21 protein-coding genes and 3 tRNA genes are annotated in these 21,347 nt (G+C 57.5%); 16 read left to right on the top strand and 8 right to left on the bottom strand.

Annotated features, from left to right (window positions below; translation table 11 throughout):
• Nucleotides 1-502: 502 nt before the first annotated feature.
• Both RC54_RS25315 and RC54_RS25310 read right to left on the bottom strand, forming a co-directional pair.
• The gene (locus RC54_RS25315; RefSeq protein ID WP_156481287.1) at nt 503-1,186 is read right to left on the bottom strand and encodes a hypothetical protein; all 684 of its coding nucleotides are present in this window, start codon (nt 1,184-1,186) and stop codon (nt 503-505) included.
• A gap of 218 nt (nt 1,187-1,404) precedes the next feature.
• Complete coding sequence (locus RC54_RS25310) at nt 1,405-1,689, bottom strand: hypothetical protein (RefSeq protein ID WP_156481288.1); 285 nt, start codon at nt 1,687-1,689, stop codon at nt 1,405-1,407.
• A gap of 127 nt (nt 1,690-1,816) precedes the next feature.
• On the opposite strand from RC54_RS25310, the gene RC54_RS14325 reads away from it, so the two are divergent.
• From RC54_RS14325 to RC54_RS14305, 6 genes are all read left to right on the top strand, one after another.
• Nucleotides 1,817-3,051 (top strand): IS3 family transposase gene (locus tag RC54_RS14325; RefSeq protein WP_123020437.1). Its coding sequence is split into 2 segments (ribosomal slippage): nt 1,817-2,177 and nt 2,177-3,051, totalling 1,236 coding nucleotides; the frame shifts between segments, so codons are not numbered across the junction.
• Between the two features lie 87 nt (nt 3,052-3,138).
• Entirely contained in the window at nt 3,139-3,513 is a 375-nt protein-coding gene (locus RC54_RS14320) for an SMI1/KNR4 family protein (RefSeq protein ID WP_156481321.1), read from the top strand.
• 580 nt (nt 3,514-4,093) lie between these two features.
• Nucleotides 4,094-4,324, top strand: a complete 231-nt coding sequence (locus tag RC54_RS14315; RefSeq protein ID WP_123020455.1) for a hypothetical protein — start codon at nt 4,094-4,096, stop codon at nt 4,322-4,324.
• Between the two features lie 35 nt (nt 4,325-4,359).
• Nucleotides 4,360-4,722: a hypothetical protein gene (locus RC54_RS14310; RefSeq protein WP_061790124.1), complete on the top strand. Its 363-nt coding sequence runs from the start codon at nt 4,360-4,362 to the stop codon at nt 4,720-4,722.
• 239 nt (nt 4,723-4,961) lie between these two features.
• Nucleotides 4,962-5,285, top strand: coding sequence for a hypothetical protein (locus tag RC54_RS25305; RefSeq protein ID WP_156481322.1), 324 nt, complete (start codon nt 4,962-4,964; stop codon nt 5,283-5,285).
• A gap of 454 nt (nt 5,286-5,739) precedes the next feature.
• Complete coding sequence (locus RC54_RS14305; RefSeq protein ID WP_061790125.1) at nt 5,740-5,994, top strand: hypothetical protein; 255 nt, start codon at nt 5,740-5,742, stop codon at nt 5,992-5,994.
• 386 nt (nt 5,995-6,380) lie between these two features.
• Here RC54_RS14305 and RC54_RS14300 read toward each other — a convergent pair.
• A tRNA-Leu gene (locus RC54_RS14300) sits at nt 6,381-6,467 on the bottom strand.
• Nucleotides 6,468-6,671: 204 nt separating this feature from the next.
• On the opposite strand from RC54_RS14300, the gene RC54_RS14295 reads away from it, so the two are divergent.
• The 9 genes from RC54_RS14295 to RC54_RS14250 all read left to right on the top strand — a co-directional run bounded on the left by RC54_RS14295 (nt 6,672) and on the right by RC54_RS14250 (nt 14,775).
• Nucleotides 6,672-6,866 (top strand): DUF1653 domain-containing protein, encoded by a 195-nt coding sequence (locus RC54_RS14295; protein WP_061790126.1) that lies wholly within the window; start codon nt 6,672-6,674, stop codon nt 6,864-6,866.
• Between the two features lie 77 nt (nt 6,867-6,943).
• Nucleotides 6,944-7,441 carry a CreA family protein gene (locus RC54_RS14290; protein ID WP_061790127.1) on the top strand — a complete coding sequence of 166 codons (498 nt, stop codon included), beginning with the start codon at nt 6,944-6,946 and terminating at the stop codon, nt 7,439-7,441.
• A gap of 283 nt (nt 7,442-7,724) precedes the next feature.
• On the top strand, nt 7,725-9,074 hold the full coding sequence (gene tig, locus RC54_RS14285) for a trigger factor (RefSeq protein WP_017454807.1): 1,350 nt from the start codon (nt 7,725-7,727) through the stop codon (nt 9,072-9,074).
• Between the two features lie 51 nt (nt 9,075-9,125).
• Nucleotides 9,126-9,752, top strand: a complete 627-nt coding sequence (gene clpP, locus RC54_RS14280; protein ID WP_008329424.1) for an ATP-dependent Clp endopeptidase proteolytic subunit ClpP — start codon at nt 9,126-9,128, stop codon at nt 9,750-9,752.
• Nucleotides 9,753-10,012: 260 nt separating this feature from the next.
• Nucleotides 10,013-11,278, top strand: coding sequence for an ATP-dependent Clp protease ATP-binding subunit ClpX (gene clpX, locus RC54_RS14275; protein WP_058895787.1), 1,266 nt, complete (start codon nt 10,013-10,015; stop codon nt 11,276-11,278).
• A gap of 282 nt (nt 11,279-11,560) precedes the next feature.
• Nucleotides 11,561-13,969 (top strand): endopeptidase La, encoded by a 2,409-nt coding sequence (lon, locus tag RC54_RS14270; protein ID WP_058895786.1) that lies wholly within the window; start codon nt 11,561-11,563, stop codon nt 13,967-13,969.
• 300 nt (nt 13,970-14,269) lie between these two features.
• Entirely contained in the window at nt 14,270-14,542 is a 273-nt protein-coding gene (locus RC54_RS14260; protein ID WP_017450395.1) for an HU family DNA-binding protein, read from the top strand.
• A gap of 55 nt (nt 14,543-14,597) precedes the next feature.
• Nucleotides 14,598-14,673 (top strand) — tRNA-Val (locus RC54_RS14255).
• A 25-nt stretch (nt 14,674-14,698) separates the two neighbouring features.
• A tRNA-Asp gene (locus RC54_RS14250) sits at nt 14,699-14,775 on the top strand.
• Between the two features lie 607 nt (nt 14,776-15,382).
• Here RC54_RS14250 and RC54_RS14240 read toward each other — a convergent pair.
• From RC54_RS14240 to RC54_RS14220, 5 genes are read right to left on the bottom strand one after another with little or no spacing between them, the layout of a single operon-like run.
• Nucleotides 15,383-16,165: an amino acid ABC transporter ATP-binding protein gene (locus tag RC54_RS14240; RefSeq protein WP_058895783.1), complete on the bottom strand. Its 783-nt coding sequence runs from the start codon at nt 16,163-16,165 to the stop codon at nt 15,383-15,385.
• On the bottom strand, nt 16,162-17,103 hold the full coding sequence (locus RC54_RS14235; protein WP_061790129.1) for an amino acid ABC transporter permease: 942 nt from the start codon (nt 17,101-17,103) through the stop codon (nt 16,162-16,164). The genes RC54_RS14240 and RC54_RS14235 overlap by 4 nt, the downstream gene beginning before the upstream one ends.
• Nucleotides 17,100-18,011 (bottom strand): ABC transporter substrate-binding protein, encoded by a 912-nt coding sequence (locus tag RC54_RS14230; RefSeq protein WP_058895781.1) that lies wholly within the window; start codon nt 18,009-18,011, stop codon nt 17,100-17,102. The genes RC54_RS14235 and RC54_RS14230 overlap by 4 nt, the downstream gene beginning before the upstream one ends.
• A gap of 18 nt (nt 18,012-18,029) precedes the next feature.
• A complete protein-coding gene (locus RC54_RS14225; protein WP_058895780.1) occupies nt 18,030-18,830 on the bottom strand; it encodes a deaminated glutathione amidase in 801 nt (266 codons plus the stop codon).
• Between the two features lie 12 nt (nt 18,831-18,842).
• The gene (locus tag RC54_RS14220; protein WP_231738636.1) at nt 18,843-19,730 is read right to left on the bottom strand and encodes a substrate-binding domain-containing protein; all 888 of its coding nucleotides are present in this window, start codon (nt 19,728-19,730) and stop codon (nt 18,843-18,845) included.
• Nucleotides 19,731-19,828: 98 nt separating this feature from the next.
• On the opposite strand from RC54_RS14220, the gene RC54_RS14215 reads away from it, so the two are divergent.
• The gene (locus RC54_RS14215; protein ID WP_061790130.1) at nt 19,829-21,169 is read left to right on the top strand and encodes an aminotransferase class I/II-fold pyridoxal phosphate-dependent enzyme; all 1,341 of its coding nucleotides are present in this window, start codon (nt 19,829-19,831) and stop codon (nt 21,167-21,169) included.
• Nucleotides 21,170-21,347 lie beyond the last annotated feature (178 nt).

Genomic DNA, 21,347 nt, shown 5'->3' with positions numbered 1-21,347 from the left:
CCCTGGCCACGGGCAGCGACAGGGCGGGCAGGTCTGGTGTTTTGTTGGTCCCGCGACGATTCAATCGGATTGAAATAATTCGGTAAATCGCACGAAAGTGCCGTTGGTTGGTTGACAAGCTGAAGCCAGGGGGAAAAAGACAAGTTGAGGCAACCGAGGGTCGCTCAAAGAAGGGAGTGTGACTGCAATGGCTGTGCACGGGCTAGCGGGGATGGTGAGAGGGTGTGTGACGTTTTGTTCACATCGGAGGCATGATGAGCGACTGACCTGCCCCGGATTGTTCGGACCGCTGAAAATTTGAGAAGATAGCTTTCAATCAGAAAGGAATCCATGAAAAAGAGGCGATACAGCGATGAGCAAATTGTACGGATATTGCGCGAAGCCGATAAGGCGACGACATCGTGCACGACCTCAATGCCTGCATCGAGAAATATCATGCCGACGAGGCCATGATGCTATGTGCTACCTGCTCACACGGCAATTAGTTAGTTGGTTTGAAGTGCTAATTTGCTTTAATCGGCGCATCAATGGCTTCAAATTTGGAGCTAGGCCGTCTGATCCGATATTGCGGGTTAGCGCCATAATAGATGGCCGGAATATTGGGCTTGTGAGCCCACATAATGTCGCAGGCACGTAACGACTGTGAAGTGAGCCAAACGTTTTTGCTTGGGGAGGCCGGAGAGTTTGTAGGGTAAATCTCGCGAGGGAATCTGCCTAGACCTGCGTTGTATTTTTGGATGTCATTGAGTATCGTGTCAGGTCCTGCGATGTTTGTCACCAGAAATGCTGTCTGCTCTATGCAAAACAAAGTCGAAATCAATTCAGTCATAGGTTTGATGAAACCTGCAGGAACCTCGACGGGATTTTGATGGAAGTAGCCGGCCATCATTCCATCTGGAGATCGAACCCTCATAGCAGATATGTGAAAGCCTTCAGGCATTTCTCCCCATTTGAGCGCTCTCAACTGGGATGGCTCAAAAATTCCAATATTTAAATGCTTCGCAAGATTGATAGAGACCATTGCACACCATCTGGCCAAAATCCTGCATTGCTCATTATTAAGATCTGGCCATTCGCCAGTAACCAGGCTCACCAAGATTGGTTTTGCTTGCTTTTGAAGATCACTCATCCAGCCACGATTGCAGTCTTCGCAGACATGTGCTTTTTGCAGATCGTAGGGCGACACCTTTTTTATTTCTACCCTAACATGGGGACCTTCATTTCCGATTTCATATCTTTCAGGTCGAGTGAACGTTTCTCGATAGTAATTTGCTGCTGGGGGAAAAGTTCGTTTAAGCCATTTCCCGAATATATGTTCTCTCGTAATTTTTTGTCGCTGATTCGGTCCGTCAGCGCTGCAATAGGTGCAAAGCCCCTGAGGGCCTCGGTCAGGATTTTCGTGCCTCAGTCAGGATTTTCGTGCCTCAGGTCAAGCTTGCACTCCCCGCAGAATGGCGCTGTGTTGGGAAGCGCTGTTTTGCAGCGTGGGCAATGACTCGGGAGAGGTGTCAGCATGGTGATGAGATATTTTTGGAAAAGGTCGCGCTGTGCTCCGGAACAATAATATTTTGTAGAAATTCTTTCGAGGCCGATCAGCAAAGAAAAACGTCCGCGCGGGCGTTTTTTTAATTGATCGGATGAATTCCATTTTGGTGGTACATCTTCTTTAATCAGATCCTTCCTGTCCATGCGAACTGGACCTGAAGCGACTTTGATTCGGGAAAAAATTCGTATTGAGGAAAACGCAAATTGCGTTGGTGGAATAGCCCCTTGAATCTCAGGACACGAAGACTCTCTTAAAATAGAGGACAGTCTTATGACCAGTTTTACGACTAGGCAAACCGTGGACCATATCGAGATTCTGACCGAGCCGGAGCGTCGCAGAAGACGCACGCCCCAAGAGAAAATAGCCATCGTCCAGGAGACCTTGGCTCCTGGAGCTTCCGTATCAGCCGTTGCCAGGCGACACGGGGTGAACGCGAACCAGGTGTTTGGTTGGCGCAAGCAGTACCAGGAAGGCAGTCTGACTGCCGTCAAGGCTGGCGAGACGGTAGTGCCGGCCTCGGAGCTGGCCGCGGCCATCAAGGAAATCAAAGAACTGCAGCGGCTGTTGGGCAAGAAGAGCATGGAGAACGAGATTCTGCGCGAGGCCGTCGAATGGGGCCGGTCAAAAAACCTGATTGCGCGCTCGCCCTTGCTGCCGGAGGACGACCAATGAAAGTGGTTTGTGACGTTCTCGGTGTGGCGCGCTCTGCAGTGGCAGTAAAACGAGCCCGGAGCCCGGAATGGCGAGATGGCCGCAGTGTTCGCAAAGTCGACGACAGCGGCTTGCTCGAAGAGATTGAACTGCATGTTGCGAGCTTGCCGAGCTATGGCTATCGCCGCATCTGGGCTTTGCTGCGACGTAGCCGGGAATCCCTGGGCCAGGCGTGCGTGAACCATAAGCGGGTCTATCGCGTCATGCGAGAGCACGAGTTGCTGCTGCGCCGCCCTGGTGTGAGACGTGACAATCGACGCCACGATGGTAGCGTAGCGGTCAAGCAAAGTAATGCGCGCTGGTGTTCGGACGGCTTCGAATTCCGTTGCGATGACGGGTCTGCATTGCGAGTGACGTTTGCGCTGGATTGTTGTGACCGTGAGGCCATCAGCTGGGCGGCCACTACCGGTGGGCATAGCGGGGATGTCGTGCGCGACGTGATGCTGGCTGCCGTAGAGCAGCGGTTTGGGAGCACGCAGACTCCAGAGGTGATTGAATGGCTCAGCGACAACGGCTCTGCCTACATCGACCATCGCACACGCAGCTTCGCGCGCGAGCTGGGACTGGAGCCCTTGACCACGCCCGTGCGCTCGCCACAGAGTAACGGCATGGCGGAGCGGTTCGTAAAAACGATGAAACATGATTACATCGCCTTCATGGACAAGCCCGATGTGCCCACGGCGCTCACACATCTGGCCTCTGCCTTCGAGCAATACAATGAGCACCATCCGCACAAGGCCCTGAAATACCGCTCGCCTCGCGAGTTCAGACGGGCTGCAGCATCACTAACTTAACGATGTCTGAGTGTCCTGAATTGCGGGGGCAACTACAGGCATCCGTTGGCGACCTGTACTATTGGATCCGACTGCCTCTGGCCGATAGTGTTTGAAGTCGGCTTCCGGCCAGAAGCCGACGTTCAAAATAATGAGCTAGATACTATGCTTCCATCGATACCAAGCAGCTACCGCGACTATATTCAAGAAAATGGTTTGTTCGAAGGGTTTACTGTCGATGATGCGCTCCCAGGCTACGTTAGCCTCTGGGCTATGGATGAAATTTCTGAAAGCAATTCGGATATTGAAATCGAAACGTACGCGCCGGGCTTCATTGCTTTTGCGGGGAATGGCGGAGGTGAAGTGCTAGCCTTTGATGAACGAGGGAGTGTCTACATGTTGCCACTGATTGGAATGGAGCCTGAGGCCGCCATCCGAATAGCCGATAGCTTTCACGATTTCGCCAGTCAATTCGTCCGCTAGCGGCCAGTAGCCGACAGTGCAGAATGCAAACAATGGTCTTACTAGGGCGATCCTCTATGAGGACTTCGAGGTCTTATCCTTTTCTGGCTTTCTTCCTTGCCACGTAGACGGGGTTCTGGCGGGAGTTGAATACTACGCGATGAGTGTTTCATCAGAAGAGATATCCGAGCTTGCATTGCAGTCGCAGATGGATTTTTCTGTTTTGTTCTGTATCGGTTCAGCGCCATTGGGAATGACGACAGCACTTGTGGCATCTAGCGTGCTTGCGTCAATATCAGGTGGGGTTCTTGTTGACCCACAGGAACGGACCGTTATTCATGCGCGTGACGCAATACACTGGGCCTCCAGCCGACTATATTGAGATGTCCTCAAACGGCCAGAGGCGGGCGTTTCCATTAATCTTTCAGCTAATTCTGAAGGATAGATAACGGACAAATCCCGCCCCCACGCCCATCAACCACCTTCGTATGATTTGCTGGGATGCATACCGGATTCCACATCCGGCCACCCCGATTTTTCTTTGAGCTAAGATGTCTGCTATCGGCCAAGAGCGGCCCTCCACTAATCTTTGCGACACAATATGAAAACTGATCTAAACGACACTGAATTCGACCAAGTGATCTCGCTTCGGGATGCATATCGTTGCATGGAAGCGTTTACTGCGGCCTATGTGGCACGTGGTGATGGCGCAGTTTCAGAGTTCTTCGATTTCTATGTGAGTACCGCTGCTGATGGACTCGCTCAGCATTCTGACGCGCCAAGAGATTTTCTGAATGCGCTGGCTTCGATACGTGTTGCTGACAGCAGCTGACGGCCAGAAGCCGCCACTCCTTTAAAGAAATTCAAATGATGCAGATATACATCTATCTGACTATTGTTCTCTTGGCGATCCTGATGGCGCTCATCGCACCCTGGCGATCTATTCGGCAACATGGGACTTTGCTACCCTCCGACATTGCCCTGCCTTTTGCGCCGCCAGCATTCACATTGTTCGGACTGGCATTCTTGAATGATGCTGCCCAAGTGGGGTGGGGAGCGATTTTGTATCCAGCCTTTGCCATATTGCCTGGGGCTATCATCCTGAATGTCAGGGCCTTCCTTCTGGCTGGGCTGAGCGTTTCCCCGGAAAAAATATCTATTGGTTTGCTGGCCGCTGCTGCGGTGATAGCATTTCTTGTCGGTGGAATGGTCCCGCCTTGGTACGACTGAGTCTACGGCCTCTTTTCCGCAATCGGCCAGAAGCGGACGTACCCAGCAATTTTTCAGCTGATTCTGAAGGGTAGATAACGGACAAATCCTGCCCCCACGCCCATCAACCACCTTCGCATGATTTGCTGGGATGCACACAGGCTTCCATATCCGCCCCCCATTTTTTCTTTGAGCTAAGATGTCTGCTATCGGCCAGAAGCGGACTATCGCAACGTTCAAAATTTGAGGGGGATCACGCCGTGCAGGACGAATTTTTTCTCTATCTCGAAGGCCCTGGCGATAGGCCGGCATACTATAAAATCGCCGATTTTCTGTGGGGGAAAGCGGCGAACGTAGACTCGGATGGTGATAGCCGTAATCCAGACGATACGCAATGGACTGAGGTCTCACTAATTCTTCGCGGCAGGAATAAAAAGGAACAAGTCCATGTTGACCCAGTATCGGTTAAACCACTTGTCTTAAAGATTCGCTCTCCCGATAGAGAAATTACAAAGCGCGTTACCGCCTACCTTCAGGAAGTTGCTGGCGGTGTGGTTTCACAACAACCTCCAAAGCTGCCCTGACGCAATGCGAATGCCACCTACCGGCCAGAAGCGGCCAAATACGTAAATCAAAAAAGGGGATTCATGTTCTCTCTGTCTTTGTTCGTTGCTCTACCATCCGTGCTCGCAATAGGTTTCTCTTGCATTACTTGGAACAGCCTCAGCCGGCCGTGGTTATTTGTCGTTTCATCGACACTGCTACTCAATGTTTCGTATGCACTAGCGGCGCTTTTCTATGGCCCTGGCACCTCTGGCTTATTCTTGGAATATCAGGATTCCGCCAGCAGAACTGAGGATAAGTCGTTATTGAGTCCTGATGCTATTTTCATGATCCTATTTTCCGTAGTCGCAATTCTTCTATTGCTCGGCGCTTGGCGGATCTTTCGTAAAGCGGCCTAGAGAAGTCCGCAATCGGCCAGAAGCGGACGCAGGTGGCCCTCAGACAACCAGACCTCGGACGCATTGGAGTATATGTATGGCTCAAGCCCAACCTTTCCTGTGCGCGGCTGCGAACGTGGAAGTCCCGGCCTACCTCGTCCTCAGCCAGAAGGCTTACATCGTTACCGCAGCCGGAAATGACGACTGGTACGCCGAGAAAGACGGCATGATTTTCCAGGCCGAAAGTTTGATAGAACTACTTGGGGTTGTGAGCATGTATGAAGCGCGTGGCCCCAAATGGGCAGCTGCCGATCAAGAGATTGACGACTTCTTGGCGAAGTACGACCAGTAAATTCCTGTGTCAACTTCGGGTCAACTGCTGCCGGTCGTGACTCTCCGTGACTATTGAGGCGCACCAACTTGCTATGCCCGCGTGAACAGCTGGGTTCGGCCAGAAGCGGACCTTAGTCGCTAGACGTGCTTTTGGGTAATAAGCCTGTCTTTCAGCTTATTCTGAAGGGTAGATAACGGACAAATCCCGCCCCTGCGTTGACTCTCCATTGAGTCGCCAAGAGGAAAAATCAAAGGCCTCTAGCGCGTGAGCGTTAGAGGCCTCTTCGTTTCACCTATGCAGAAGCAGGTTGTCATTATGTTGGCATTCCTGTGCTAAATAGATCAAAAATACCCAAAATAATGACAGTCTAAATTCTTTAAGCTGTTGATTTTAAACGGATTGTCTGGTGCGAGGAGGGGGACTCGAACCCCCACACCATTGCTGGCGTCAGGACCTAAACCTGGTGCGTCTACCAATTTCGCCATCCTCGCTGAAGGTGTCGGGCATCGGTGCGATAGCAATCTGGCAGCCGGCTTGCTGCAGAGTTGCCGCTACCGATGCAGGTAGCATTTTGTCAAAGCGCGCCATTGTACTGCAAGCTGTTGCCGCTGTGGGCGTTTTTCTGCGCGGACATTTCATCTTCAGCACCCATCGGTAGTACCATGCCGCCTGTCTTATGACCGACCGGGATTCGCATGACACGCTATCGTCACTACAAGGGTGGGATTTATGAATATATCGATGAGGCCATCCTTGAGGCCGACCTGACCCCCATGATCATCTACCGCGCCGCCGATGGTCGCCTGTGGCTGCGTCCGCGCGAGGCCTTCTTTGAACTGGTGGGGGTCGATGGCCGGCAGGTGCCGCGCTTCCAGAAGATCGAGGATTGATGCATTGCCGCCGGCAAGCTGAACAATGCGCGGCGGCGCCGGTCTATCCCCTTCATTGATCACTTCCAGGTATTCCTATGAAACTTCAAGCACGCGCCCTGGTGGGGGCGATCCTCTCGGTCTGCTCCATGGCCGCCATTGTCCCGCACGCGGCGTCGGCCGAGGAGCTGGCTGACGTCAGCACCGCCTTCCGCTGGCTGGGCAAGAACGACCGGGTGGTCATCGAGGCCTATGACGATCCCAAGGTGGTCGGAGTGACCTGTTATGTGTCGCGCGCCCGTACCGGTGGCGTCAAGGGGACCGTGGGCCTGGCCGAGGACAAGTCGGAGGCGTCCATCGCCTGCCGTCAGGTGGCGCCGAGCATCCAGTTCCAGGGCAAGCTGCCGGTCCAGGAAGATGTCTTCAGCGAGCGCATGTCGATTCTCTTCAAGCGCCTGCACGTGGTGCGGGTGGTCGATGCCAAGCGCAATACCCTGGTCTATCTGACCTATTCGGACAAGCTCATCGATGGCAGCCCGATGAACGCGGTGACGGCCGTGCCGGTGTCGCCGGCCACGCCGATTCCGGTGAAATAATAAAAATTCACTAAATTCTTTACGGACGGCTTTTGCTGGCGAGCAATGCGCAGTTTCTTCATATTCCGCCTCAACCCGCGCCAGCCGGGGCCGGGCGGGAGATTGCGCAGGCCGATCCCGGTTTGTGGCGAGGGCAGCCCAATTTTGGACTCGCGGCGCTTTTTGCGTATAGAATAGCGAGCTTTAGCGCGGCCGGGCAGGGCGCTTTTCGTCTGCAGTCAATCGATTGGGGGAAAAGCAGCGTGCTCCGGCTTACGGAATTCTTAACATTTGGACGATTTAAATGGCAACTGCAGTCGAAACCCTGAGCAAACTCGAACGTCGTATGACCCTGTCTTTCCCGCTGGCCGATGTTCAGGCTGAAGTGGAAAAGCGCCTGAAGGTGCGCGCCCGTACTGCCAAGGCACCGGGTTTCCGTCCGGGTAAAGTGCCGATGAAGATGGTTGCCGCCCAGTTCGGCTACCAGGTCGAAACCGAAGTCTTGAACGACAAGGTCGGTCGCGCATTCAATGACGCCGCCGTCGAGAACAACCTGCGCGTGGCAGGTTTCCCGCGCATCGAACCCAAGACCAGCGAAGAAGCCGGTGAAGGCAAGCTGGCCTTCGACGCTACCTTCGAAGTCTACCCGGAAGTGACCCTGGGCGACCTGTCCGGCGCCGAAGTCGAGAAGACCACCGCATCGGTGTCCGACGCTGAAATCGACAAGACCATCGACATCCTGCGCAAGCAGCGCGTGCACTACCACGTCAAGGGCGAGCAAGGCGCGCACGGCGACGGTGGCGCCGACCAGTCGGCCCAGAACGGCGACCGCGTGACCGTGGACTTCGTGGGCAAGATCGACGGCGTGGAATTCCAGGGCGGCAAGGCCGATGCCTTCCCGTTCGTATTGGGCGAAGGCCGCATGTTGCCGGAATTCGAAGCCGCGACCATCGGCCTGAAGGTCGGCGAAGCCAAGACCTTCCCGCTGGCCTTCCCCGAGGATTACCACGGCAAGGATGTGGCCGGCAAGACCGCTGAATTCACCATCACCGTCAAGAAGATCGAATGGGCGCACATGCCTGAAGTCGATGCCGCCTTCGCTCAATCGCTGGGCATCGAAGACGGCGATCTGACCAAGATGCGCGAAGACATCAAGAAGAACCTGGAGCGCGAAGTCACCGCCCGCACCAAGGCCAAGACCAAGGACAGCGTGATGAACGCCCTGATCAAGGCGTCCGAACTGGAAGTGCCCAAGGCCCTGATCGACCAGGACGTCGAGCGTCTGTCCGAAATGGCGCGTCAGGACATGGCCCAGCGCGGCATGGATCCCAAGGGTATGCAACTGCCCAAGGAACTGTTCACCGCCCAGGCCGAGCGCCGCGTGCGCCTGGGTCTGATCCTGGCTGAAGTGGTCAAGCAGAACAAGCTGGAAGCTACCGAAGAACAGGTCAAGGCCCAGATCGAAGACTTCGCCCAGAGCTACGAAGATCCGCAACAAGTGCTGAAGTACTACTTCTCCGACCGTCGTCGTCTGGCCGAAGTCGAAGCTCTTGTTTTGGAAGAAAACGTCGTCAACTACGTCCTCGGCAAGGCCAAGGTCTCGGAAAAGCCGGTTTCGTTCGACGAACTGATGGGTAATCAGGCGCAAGCGTAATCCGGTTTTCTCTAGTAGTATCAGAAAACTCTTACGCTTAAGGATGCATACATGACTGGTCTGATGAAGCAATCTGCACTGGATACCCAAATGCTCGGCATGGTGCCGATGGTGATCGAACAGAGTGGCCGTGGCGAACGCGCCTACGACATCTATTCGCGTCTGCTGAAGGAACGCATCATTTTCCTGGTCGGACCGGTCAATGATGCGATGGCCAACCTGATCGTGGCCCAGCTGCTGTTCCTGGAAAGCGAAAACCCGGACAAGGACATTTCCCTGTACATCAATTCGCCTGGTGGTTCGGTTTCGGCCGGCATGGCGATCTTCGACACCATGCAGTTCATCAAGCCGCAGGTGTCGACGTTGTGCACGGGTCTGGCTGCCTCCATGGGCGCCTTCCTGCTGGCCGCTGGTGCCAAGGGCAAGCGTTTCTCGCTGCCGAACTCGCGCATCATGATTCACCAGCCTCTGGGCGGCGCCCAGGGCCAGGCATCGGATATCGAGATCCAGGCACGTGAAATCCTGTACCTGCGCGAACGTCTGAACACCATCCTCGCGGAAAAGACCGGCCGCACGGTCGAGCAGATCAGCAAGGATACCGATCGCGACAATTTCATGTCGGCCGAGGCCGCCGCGGAATATGGCCTGATCGACCAGGTGCTGACCCAGCGCGCTTGAGTTTGTCGTATTGCGGCGTTGCAAAACGCCTGGAAGAAGCCCGAACCGTAATCGTTCGGGCTTTTTTTATGCAAATTTTGACGAAATTGGCACAGAGCGGCTTTTCTGGCTCTGTTTGCTTGATAAATGGCACCTGTGCTGGCATATAACGGTCATACGGCAGTCCTGTGAAGCATTTTGGGACAGCAAAAATGACCAAGCCGTGACGAATCCGGATTTCACGGGTATGATCGGGTCGTAACTTCTATCCTAGTAGCTCTATGTCTGAGAAAAAATCTTCCAGCGGCGAAAAACTGCTTTACTGCTCCTTCTGCGGCAAGAGCCAGCATGAAGTCAAGAAGCTCATCGCCGGTCCTTCGGTCTTCATCTGCGACGAATGCATCGACCTGTGCAATGACATCATCCGTGATGAAGCCGCCAGCGTGGAAAGCGTGACCGGCGCCAAGTCGGATTTGCCGACCCCGCAGGAAATCACCGACCTGCTGGATCAGTACGTGATCGGACAGGCTACGGCCAAGCGCATCCTGTCGGTGGCGGTCTACAACCACTACAAGCGTCTGAAGCACCTCGGCAAGAAGGATGATGTCGAGCTGGCCAAGAGCAACATCCTGCTGGTCGGCCCCACCGGCTCCGGCAAGACGCTCCTGGCGCAAACCCTGGCACGGATGCTCAACGTTCCCTTCGTGATCGCTGACGCGACCACGTTGACCGAAGCTGGCTATGTCGGCGAGGACGTGGAAAACATCATCCAGAAGCTGCTGCAGAACTGCAATTACGAAGTCGAGAAAGCCCAGAAGGGCATCGTCTATATCGACGAGATCGACAAGATTTCCCGCAAGTCGGATAACCCGTCGATCACCCGTGACGTGTCGGGTGAAGGCGTACAGCAGGCCTTGCTGAAGCTGATCGAAGGCACCATGGCATCGGTGCCTCCGCAAGGTGGCCGCAAGCATCCGAATCAGGACTTCGTGCAGATCGACACGACCAACATCATGTTCATCTGCGGCGGTGCCTTCGATGGCTTGGCCAAGATCATCTCCGATCGCTCCGAAAAGAGCGGCATCGGTTTTTCGGCCAGCGTCAAGAGCCAGTCCCAGAAGAGCAATTCGGAAGTGCTGTTGAACGCTGAACCGGAAGATCTGGTCAAGTTCGGCCTGATCCCGGAACTGGTCGGCCGTCTGCCGGTCATTGCTACCTTGAACGAGCTGGATGAAGAAGCCCTGATCCAGATCCTGATCGAGCCCAAGAACGCGCTCATCAAGCAATACGCCAAGCTGCTGCAGATGGAAGGCGCCGAGCTGGAAATCCGTCCGGCAGCCATGCACGCCATCGCCAAGAAGGCGCTGGCCCGCAAGACCGGCGCGCGCGGCCTGCGTTCCATCCTGGAGCACGCACTGCTGGACGTGATGTATGAACTGCCCAGCGAGCAGAACGTGGCCAAGGTGGTGGTCGATGAAAACACCATCACCAATGGCGCCAAGCCGCTGCTGATTTATCACGACCAGCCCAAGGTGTCGGGCGGTTGATTGCCCAGCGCCTGCAAGGAACAGGAAAACCGCCCCGGGTCATCGGGGTGGTTTTCTGGTAGCAAGAAGCCACCCGAAGTCCGGTCACCGCAAACACGGTAAAATAAACCGGCGCACATGAACTGGCTTCCATCGAAAAGCCACCCGGAGTTAGCTTCGCGTGTGGCTTTTTATTTTGTTGCGATCATGACAACGCGCAACCGGTGAATATTTAGTTTGCCGGACTTGTGTTTTGGTCACTCGTGCCAACATCATTCACAGTACTTATTGATAAGGCCCGCCATGACGACTCCTATACTCACAGAACAATCGCAATTGCCGCTGTTGCCCTTACGGGATGTGGTTGTCTTCCCGCATATGGTGATTCCGCTCTTCGTCGGCCGCCCGAAGTCGATCAAGGCGCTGGAAGCGGCCATGGAGCAAGGCAAGAGCATCATGCTGGCCGCCCAGAAGGCCGCCGCCAAGGATGAACCCTCGGCCGAGGATATCTACGAAATCGGCTGCGTGGCCAACATCCTGCAGATGCTGAAGCTGCCCGACGGTACCGTGAAGGTGCTGGTCGAAGGCGCGCAGCGCGCACGCATCCACCACATCAGCGAACTGGAAACTCACTTCGTCGCCGACCTGACCCCGGTCGAATCCGAGCAGGGCGACGAGGCTGAAGTCGAAGCCATGCGCCGCACCATCGTGCAGCAGTTCGACCAGTACGTGAAACTGAACAAGAAGATCCCGCCCGAGATCCTGACCTCGCTGGCCGGGATCGACGACGCTGGCCGCCTGGCCGACACCATCGCCGCGCATCTGCCGCTGAAGCTGGAGCAGAAGCAGGTGATCCTGGAGATATTCAACGTCACCAAACGCTACGAGCATCTGCTGGGCCAGCTGGAAGGCGAACTGGATATCCTGCAGGTGGAAAAGCGCATCCGTGGCCGCGTCAAGCGCCAGATGGAAAAGTCGCAGCGCGAGTACTACCTGAACGAACAGGTCAAGGCCATCCAGAAGGAGCTGGGCGAAGGCGAAGACGGTGCCGATCTGGAAGAGCTGGAAAAGAAGATCGTCGCTGCCAAGATGCCCAAGGAAGCCCTGGAAAAGGCCCAGTCCGAGCTCAAGAAGCTGAAGTTGATGTCGCCCATGTCGGCTGAAGCCACCGTGGTGCGCAACTACATCGACACCCTGGTCGCGCTGCCCTGGAAGAAGAAGTCCAAGGTCAACAACGACCTGCCCAATGCCGAGAAGGTCTTGGAAGGCGATCACTACGGCCTGGAAAAGGTCAAGGAACGCATTCTGGAATACCTCGCCGTGCAGCAGCGCGTGGATAAGCTGAAGGCACCTATCCTGTGCTTCGTCGGCCCCCCGGGCGTGGGCAAGACCTCGCTGGGCCAGTCGATTGCCCGTGCGACTAACCGCAAGTTCGTGCGCATGGCACTGGGTGGCGTACGTGACGAGGCCGAGATCCGCGGCCATCGTCGCACCTACATCGGTTCCATGCCGGGCAAGATCCTGCAGAGCCTGTCCAAGGTCGGCGTGCGCAACCCGTTGTTCTTGCTGGATGAAATCGACAAGCTGGGCATGGATTTCCGTGGTGACCCGTCGTCGGCCTTGCTGGAAGTGCTGGATCCTGAGCAGAACCATACCTTCTCCGACCACTATATCGAAGTCGATTTCGACCTCTCGGACGTGATGTTCGTGGCGACCTCGAACTCGTTCAACATCCCGCCGGCGCTGCTGGACCGGATGGAAGTGATCCGCCTGTCGGGTTACACCGAGGACGAGAAGACCAGCATTGCGCAGCGCTACCTGCTGCCCAAGCAGATCAAGAACAACGGCCTGAAGGAAGGTGAGATCAGCGTGGCTGAATCGGCCATCCGCGACATCATTCGCTACTACACCCGTGAAGCCGGTGTGCGTTCGCTGGAACGCGAAGTCTCCAAGATCTGCCGCAAGGTCGTCAAGCTGCTGCTGCTGAAAAAGCAGGAGAAGAAGGTCACCGTCACCTCGCGCAACCTGGACAAGTTCCTGGGCGTGCGTCGCTACGACTTTGGCATCGCCGAAAAGGAAAACCAGATCGGCCAGGTGGTGGGCCTGGCCTGGACCGAAGTGGGCGGCGATCTGCTGACCATCGAAGCGGTGAACATGCCCGGCAAGGGCCAGATCATCCGCACCGGTACCTTGGGCGATGTGATGAAGGAATCCATCGAAGCGGCACGCACCGTGGTGCGCAGCCGTGCACGCAAGCTCGGCATCAAGAGCGAAGTGTTCGAGAAGAGCGACATCCACATCCACGTGCCGGAAGGCGCGACTCCGAAGGATGGCCCGTCTGCCGGTATCGCGATGACCACGGCCTTGGTGTCCATCTTCAGCGGTATTCCGGTGCGTGCTGATGTGGCGATGACCGGTGAGATCACGCTGCGCGGCGAAGTGCTGCCCATCGGCGGTCTGAAGGAAAAGCTGTTGGCGGCGCATCGCGGCGGCATCAAGACCGTGTTGATTCCTGAGCAGAATGTGAAGGATCTGGCCGAGATTCCGGACAACGTCAAGAACAAGCTGGAAATCATCCCGGTGCGCTGGATCGACAAGGTCCTGGAAGTCGCCCTGGAGCGCCAACCGGTACCGCTGAGCGAAGACGAAGCCATCGTCGAGGCCGCAGTGGCACCCAAGGAAGGGGCGACCGATCCGGTGGTGAAGCACTGATCCGGCTGGTCTAATCCGAATCCAAGCTGTGGAAAGCGCCTCGCAAGAGGCGCTTTTTTTATGGCTCGCAGCTTCGTATTTCAGGCCGTGAGAATGATGCAGAAAGCTTCACTGAAAATCGCCGCAAGTGCAGCACGCAGCTTGACACCGCCGACAGGCGGCCTGTTTAATAGCCGCTGCGAAATTTTTTCCGCCGGGCAAGTGATGGTGAGGAAGGCTCTATCACGGTGTCACGTGGCCGAGTCCGGGCGCTGTCGCTTGATATCAAAAACCAAGCAAATACTCATTCAAGGGGCGTAAGTGAATAAAGGCGAACTGGTTGAACACATTGCCGGTGCGGCGGATATTTCCAAGGCAGCGGCGGGACGTGCAGTAGACGCATTCATTGGTGCAGTGACGACCACGTTGAAGAAGAATGGCACGGTGACCCTGGTGGGTTTCGGCACCTTCGCCGTGGGTAAGCGTGCCGCGCGCGCGGGACGTAATCCGCAGACGGGGGCCGCTATCAAGATCAAGGCCTCGAAAGTTCCTAAATTTAAAGCTGGCAAAGCTTTAAAAGATGCTATAAAATAATGTTCTTTCGTTGCTGCGGTAGGTAGAGCAAGCAACGAGACTGTCAAGTTTGCCGGGGCGCTTAGCTCAGTTGGTAGAGCGGAGCCCTTACAAGGCTTAGGTCGGGAGTTCGAGCCTCTCAGCGCCCACCAGCAATTTGCAGTCATGACCAGTTTAGGAGCGGTAGTTCAGTTGGTTAGAATACCGGCCTGTCACGCCGGGGGTCGCGGGTTCGAGCCCCGTCCGCTCCGCCAGATAAAATGCTCTGTTCGCAAGAACAGAGCATTTTTGTTTTTGCGCAGCAAAAACTGCGGAGTGGAGGGAGCCGCCTGCGCGGCTCCCGGCGGGGCGAGAAGGGAATCGCTTGCAAGCGATTCCGCGGCCTGCGCTTGTGTAGGAGAGCCCCGTCCGCTCCGCCAGATAAAATGCTCTGTTCGCAAGAACAGAGCATTTTTGTTTTTGCGCAGCAAAAACTGCGGAGTGGAGAGGTTCGCCGGATCAGAAAGTATGTTTCACCCCGGCCGTATACAACATGGGATCCGAACCATCCGGCGCGCCACCTTCGGCCAAGCTTGCCAAGCCGAATCTTGCACTTTTGTTGTTGCTGATATGCGCCATTCCTCCATAGAGATGGGTACGCGGGCTCAACCCATAGGTATAGCCCAAGGCCAATTGCCGTGCATCTCCTGAGTGATAAAAAAGGTATTCGGTACTTCGAGGTAGGTTGTTCTGGTCCACCTTCGGCCCTAGCCACAGCACCGCAAGGCGCGTCTTTGCCTCGCGCCGCGCGGGCGTGCGCGGTGGCGATGTATCGGGATAGGGCAGTGCAGGTGAAAGGCAGACGCAAGGTCTGCCGGGTTGCTACAGGAAGCGACTCAGGAATGCGCGGGTGCGCCCATGCTGAGGACGGGAAATGACTTCATCGGGCGGCCCCGCTTCCAGTACCTTGCCGCCATCCATGAAGATCACGCGGTCGGCCGCCTCACGGGCAAAACCGATCTCGTGCGTGACCACGATCATGGTCAGACCCTGTTCGGCCAGGCTGCGCATGGTGGCCAGCACTTCGCCGACCAGTTCCGGGTCCAGTGCCGAGGTGGGTTCGTCAAACAACAGCAGTTGCGGCTTGACCGCCAGCGCACGGGCAATGGCCACCCGTTGCTGCTGGCCTCCCGATAACTGGCGCGGATAGGCATGGGCTTTGGCGCCCAGCCCGACCTGTTCCAGCAGTTGCAGGGCTTCTTGCTCGACCGTACCGCGTTCGCGGTGGTGTACGTGCAGGGGCGCTTCCATCACATTCTGCAAGGCTGTCAGATGCGGGTAGAGATTGAATTGCTGGAACACCATCCCGGTCTTGCGCCGCTGCCGAGACAGCTCGGCCTGGCTCAACTTGCGCAGCCGGCCAGCGTGCTGGCGATAGCCGATCTGCTCACCGTCGAGCAGGATGTAGCCCTGGTCGATGCTCTCCAGGTGATTGATGCAGCGCAGCAGGGTGGACTTGCCCGAGCCCGAGGGACCGAGGATGACCACTACCTCTCCGGTGTGAACGTCGATGTCGATGCCCTTGAGCACCTCATGCGCACCGAAGCGCTTGTGTACGTCCCGGATTACCACCAGTGGCGTGTCTTGCATAGCTTCTTTGTTCATGCCAATGCCTCCGGAGATGAACGCTCTGCCGAGGCGGAGCCCGATGGCGCCTGGCCTATCGCCTCATCGCGCTCGCTTTTGCCGTAATGGCGCTCGATGGCGGACTGCACCCAGTTCAGCAGGGAAGTCAGCGTCAGGTACCAGCACACCGCCACGATCAGCAAGGGAATCACTTCGAAGGTCTGGTTGTAGACCGTCTGCACCGAGTGCAGCAGATCGCCCATGGCAATCACGCTCACCAGCGAAGTGGCCTTGAGCATACTGATCAATTGATTGCCGGTCGGTGGCACGATGGAGCGCATCGCCTGCGGGATGAGGATGCGGCGCAAGGCACACCAGCGCGAAGCGCCGAAGGCTTGTGCGGTTTCCAGTTGGCGAGGATCGACCGCGAGCAACCCGCCCCGGATGATTTCGGCCATGTAGGCGGCCTCGTTGAGGGTGAGGCCGATGATGGCGGCTGTCAGCGGTGTGATCAGGTCATTGGTTTTCCAGCTGATCCAGGTGGGACCGAAGGGCAGGCCGACAGAGATTTCCGGGAACAGCGTGGCCATGTTGTAGAGGAAGATCAACTGCACCAGCAAGGGGGTGCTGCGGAAGAACCAGATGTAGAGGCCGGCGATGTACCTGAGCAGGCTCGTCCTGGACAGCCTGGCAATGGCCAGTACCAGGCCCAGCAAGGAACCCAGCACCATCGAGATGGCCGTCAAGCCCAGCGTGACACCTAGGCCGCGCAATACCGAGGGCGCACTCAACCAGTGCGCCACTACCGGCCACTGGAAGGCTTCGTTGTGCGCCACCATCCACAACAGCCGCAGCAGGCAGGCCAAGGCCAGCAGCCACATCACGATGTGCAGTCTGTCGATGGGCAGATGTGCCTGGCGCACGTCGATCGCGATTGGCTGCGGCGGCGCGGGGTTCAGGGACCGGGTAGCGCTCATTGGGGTGTCTCCTTGGCCAGGTTCAACCCGGGCGCCTTCAGCAGATGTTCCTGCAACTCCCATTTCTTCATGATCCGTTCGTAGGTGCCGTTTTCAAACAGCAGGCGCATGGTGTCCAGCAAGACCGGTCCCAATTCGCTGCCCTTGGGGACGATGGCACCCTGATAGATGCGTCCGAAGCCATTCCCCGCGCCCACCCCGGCCAGTTCCAGCTGGCCCGGTTGGCCGTGGGTTTTCTTGACGAAGTATTTCAGCGGCGCGTGGGAAGAAAAGAAGCCATCGGCCCGATCCGAGCGCACCGACAGCAGCGCCGTGGGTTGGTCGTTGTAGATCTGTACCGTCACCGGTGGCTGGCCTTGCTTGACGCAGCCGGTGGAGAACTGATGGATGACCTTCTCGGCCGAGCCGCCGCCCATGACGGCGATGCGCTTGCCACAAGTGTCCTTGATGGAGTTGATGGTTTGCGGATTGCCTTTTTGTACCGCAAAGGCCACGGATTCCTCGACGAAATCGATGAAGTCCACCGAGGCCTGGCGCTCCGGGTAGTCGCCGATCGGTCCGAAGGCCAGGGTGTAGCGGCCAGACTTGATGCCGATCAGGATGGCGGACAGTCCGCTGACAGACTGGTGCACGATCTTCACTCCCCACACCTGGGCCACCGCCTCGGCCAGTTCGGCCGAGGCGCCCTGCACTGAGGAGGTACTTTGGGCGATCAGGTAAGGCGGGAACGAGCCATGATTGACCGCCACGATCTGGCCTTCCTTCGTGATCTGCTCGGGCAGGCGCTTGCGCAGCGCCTGGTAAGCCGCGTTCTCACCCTGTTGGGCTGCCACGGTGAGTGGGCAGAGCAGGGTCAGTGCGAGCAGGCCGGTCCAGGCCGTGCGCGCTGCTTGATAGGTTTTTTTCATTCTTATCTCCTGGGGTGGTCATGAAGGGAACTGCAATTCGGGACGGCTGAAGCGCCGGTTCTTCAGTACAGGCAGCACTGCACGCGCAGCGGCCAGTCGTGCCGGGTCGAGCGTGGCAAAGACCAGGGTGCTGGCTTCTGCGGCCTGCACGACCGGCACCCCGAGCGGATCGATCACCATGCTGCAGCCGATGTTGCGTTCTCCACATTCGCCTACGGCCACCAGATAGGTGGTGTTTTCCACCGCACGGGCACGCAGCAGGGTTTCCCAGTGCATCTCCTTGAGGGGCCCCTTGACCCAGGCCGCCGGCAGCACCAGCACTTGCGCACCGTCCAGTGCCAGGCGTCGCGCCAGCTCGGGAAAGCGCAGGTCGTAGCAGGTCATCACGCCCACTTGCATCCCGCCCACCTCGACCAAGGGCGGCACTTCATTGCCGGGCTCGACATTGCGCGATTCCTGCCCGGTAAAGGCGTCGTAAAGGTGCAGCTTCTGGTAGCGCGCAATGATGCAGGCGTCGCGGATGACGATGAGCATATTGGCCACCCGCAGGCCATCGAGCGGCACATGCACGCAGGTCACCAGCGTGAGCGGGGTGCCGCGCGTGGCTTCGCACAAGGCACTGACGAACGGGCCGTCCAGCGCTTGCGCGCTCTTGCGTACCAGGTCGGGGTCGGTGATGTCGCGCGCCAGGATGCCTTCGGGCAGTACCAGCAATTGCGCTTCCTGCTCAAGGGCGCGGCGCATCAGGCTCAGGCAGGTGCCCAGGTTGGTTTGCCAGGTCTTGGCGACGGCGAATTGGCCTAATGCCACTTTCAACATGCAAGGTCTCCATCAGGAACGGGAATGCTCGGGGAAAATCTCGTGGGCGTGCAGCGCCCGGCTGGTCAGTCCTTGCCGGAACAGGCTGGCGGCAAAGTCGCTGATCATGCGGAAGTTCTCGTCCACGCCGCTGGCATCCCAATGCGGCGGCAGGTCCGCGCCACATAGCTGCCATTGCTCGTTGATCCAGGGGCTGGTATCCAGGTAGTGCTGCCGTTTGCTGCGCCAGAGTTGGCGCGCGGTGTCGATCAGGTCGCTCAAGGCTTGCGGCAGCCAAGGATGGCGCCGTGCCAGCGATTGACGCACGGCCAGGATGTGGATGCCCGGCACGTAGCCCACGCTGGCCAGGTAGTGGCGTTCCTGTTCCAGGCAATTGCGCTGGACCGGACGCAATGGTGCATGCGGCGTGAAGAAACCGGCTGGCATGAAGGGCAGGAAGGCGGCATCCGCATCGCCCCGCTGCAGCATTTCCAGGGGTGAGGGACCGTCGCTGCAATCCAGCCAGGTGATGTCTTCCAGTTGCACGCCCTGATGCAGGAGCGCGGTACGGGTCCAGGTGTGGCCGGAATTGGGCCATCCCGCCAGCGCCACGCGACGCCCTGAAAGTTCATCCAGAGCCATCAGGGAACTGTCGCGGGTGGTCACCACGCAGCGATGCCGAAAGCCGCGCATGACGAAATTGGGGATGCCGATCATGTCGCATTGGCCTCGGTCCAGGGCGCGCACATACTGGCTGAAGGAAAGTTCACAGGCATCGCACAGTTCGGGTAGGGGATGCAGCCCCGGTAGGCGATCGACGCGCTTGAGGATCAGATCGAAATCCGGCGACGCCAGGTCGCCCAGCAACAGCGGCGTGAGGTAATCCCAATCACGCATGGCAAGCAGTACTTGTGGTTTCACGCGGACTCCATTGAGGTGTGAACATTGAGGGCTTTGATCCTAAATGTTTACAAAAAGCTGTACAATTTGTATTTAGTTACTGAACAATTAAATTTTCTATGGCTGATGAAATCTCGATAGCATGGCTCGCACAACAGCTTTCCGACCGCACCACCCGTGGCATTGCCCTGGGCACGACCGCGTTGATTCGGGCGGGTGCCATCCCGGTGGGTGCCAAGCTGCCGCCGGTGCGCGACCTGGCCGATGCCTTGGGGGTGAGCCCGGCGACCATTTCCAGCGCTTGGGGCGCCTTGCGCAAGCAGCGCGTGATTATCGGGCGGGGACGCAACGGCGCCTGGGTCAACACCAATGATGTGACCCCAAGACCGATAAGATTCGAGACACCGGGCAACTTTGGTGAACATTTGCGCACCGACCTGAGCCTGGCCGTGCCCGATCCGGCCTTGCTGCCGGACTTGTCGCACGCTTTTGCCGCAGGGGCCAAGGTGGCCTCACTGAACGTTTATGAACGCGCGCCCATCGTGCCCGCGTTGCGTGCAGCAGCAGAGCGCCACTGGCCTTATCCGGCCCCGGCCTACCTGGCGGTCAATGGCGGCTTCAGTGGCGTGCACCTGACCCTCAAGAGCCTGTTGCTGCCCGGCTCGGTGGTGGCGGTGGAAGACCCCACTGCCGCCCGCGTGCTGGACAACCTCGATCATCTCGGCGCCGAGGTCGTGCCGGTGGCGTGTGATGCCGAGGGGCCCTTGCCCGATTCACTGGCGGCGGCCCTGGCCAAGCGCCCGGCGGCCTTTTTCTACCAGCCGCGCACGCATTCGGTGACCGGCGTGTCGGTGAGTACGGCGCGGTTCGAGGCCTTGCGCCGACTGCTGCTATCCACTGACCTGCTCATCGTCGAAGACGATGGGTTAGGCGCCTTGTCATCGGCGCTGCCGCTGAGTATGGGGTGTCATTTTCCCGAGCGCACCATCCACATCACGTCCTACTCCAAGGCCTTCGGTCCCGACTTGCGGGTGGGAGTGCTGTCCGGCCCGGTCGAGCTGGTCCGGCAGATCCACGGTTATCGCAATTTCAGTGATCGCTGGACCAGTCGCATCCTGCAGGAAGCCATGGCCTTCCTGCTCACCGATACGCAGTGCCTCGCTACTGTCGAGCGGGCCAGGGGCATCTATGCCCAGCGCCGTCAGGCGTTGGTAGCGGCCCTGGCGCAGCGCGGCGTGGATTGTCCGGCAGGGGATGGGTTGGCGATCTGGCTGCCAGTACCCTCGGAGCCCTATGCCTTGGTCACCATGGCCGCACATGGTTATGCCGTCGGCGCAGGCAGTCGCAACTCTCTGCTGCCGGGCCGCGCGCATTTGCGGATCGGGACCAGTCGGCTGGAGAGCGAGAGCCAGGCCATCGCCGATGCATTGTGTTTGTGCTGTCACAATCCCGACACTTGAAAAGCAAGCTCTGCTGTAGTTGCAGCACAGCATTTCTCCTATGAAAATGACGCCACATGTTTAATAAAAATTCGAGTTTTTAGTACTATTTCTATTCGGAAATGCTTACACTAGACCCGAATTTGCGGTTGCACAAAAACAGGAGACCGGCGCACGCCGGGGCGTATCGATTTTTGAG

It is taken from the genome of Herbaspirillum rubrisubalbicans (assembly GCF_003719195.1).
Classification (GTDB): Bacteria; Pseudomonadota; Gammaproteobacteria; order Burkholderiales; family Burkholderiaceae_D; genus Herbaspirillum; species Herbaspirillum rubrisubalbicans.
The sequence above is the reverse complement of the archived record's forward strand: the minus strand, read 5'-3'. Positions and strand labels throughout refer to the sequence as shown.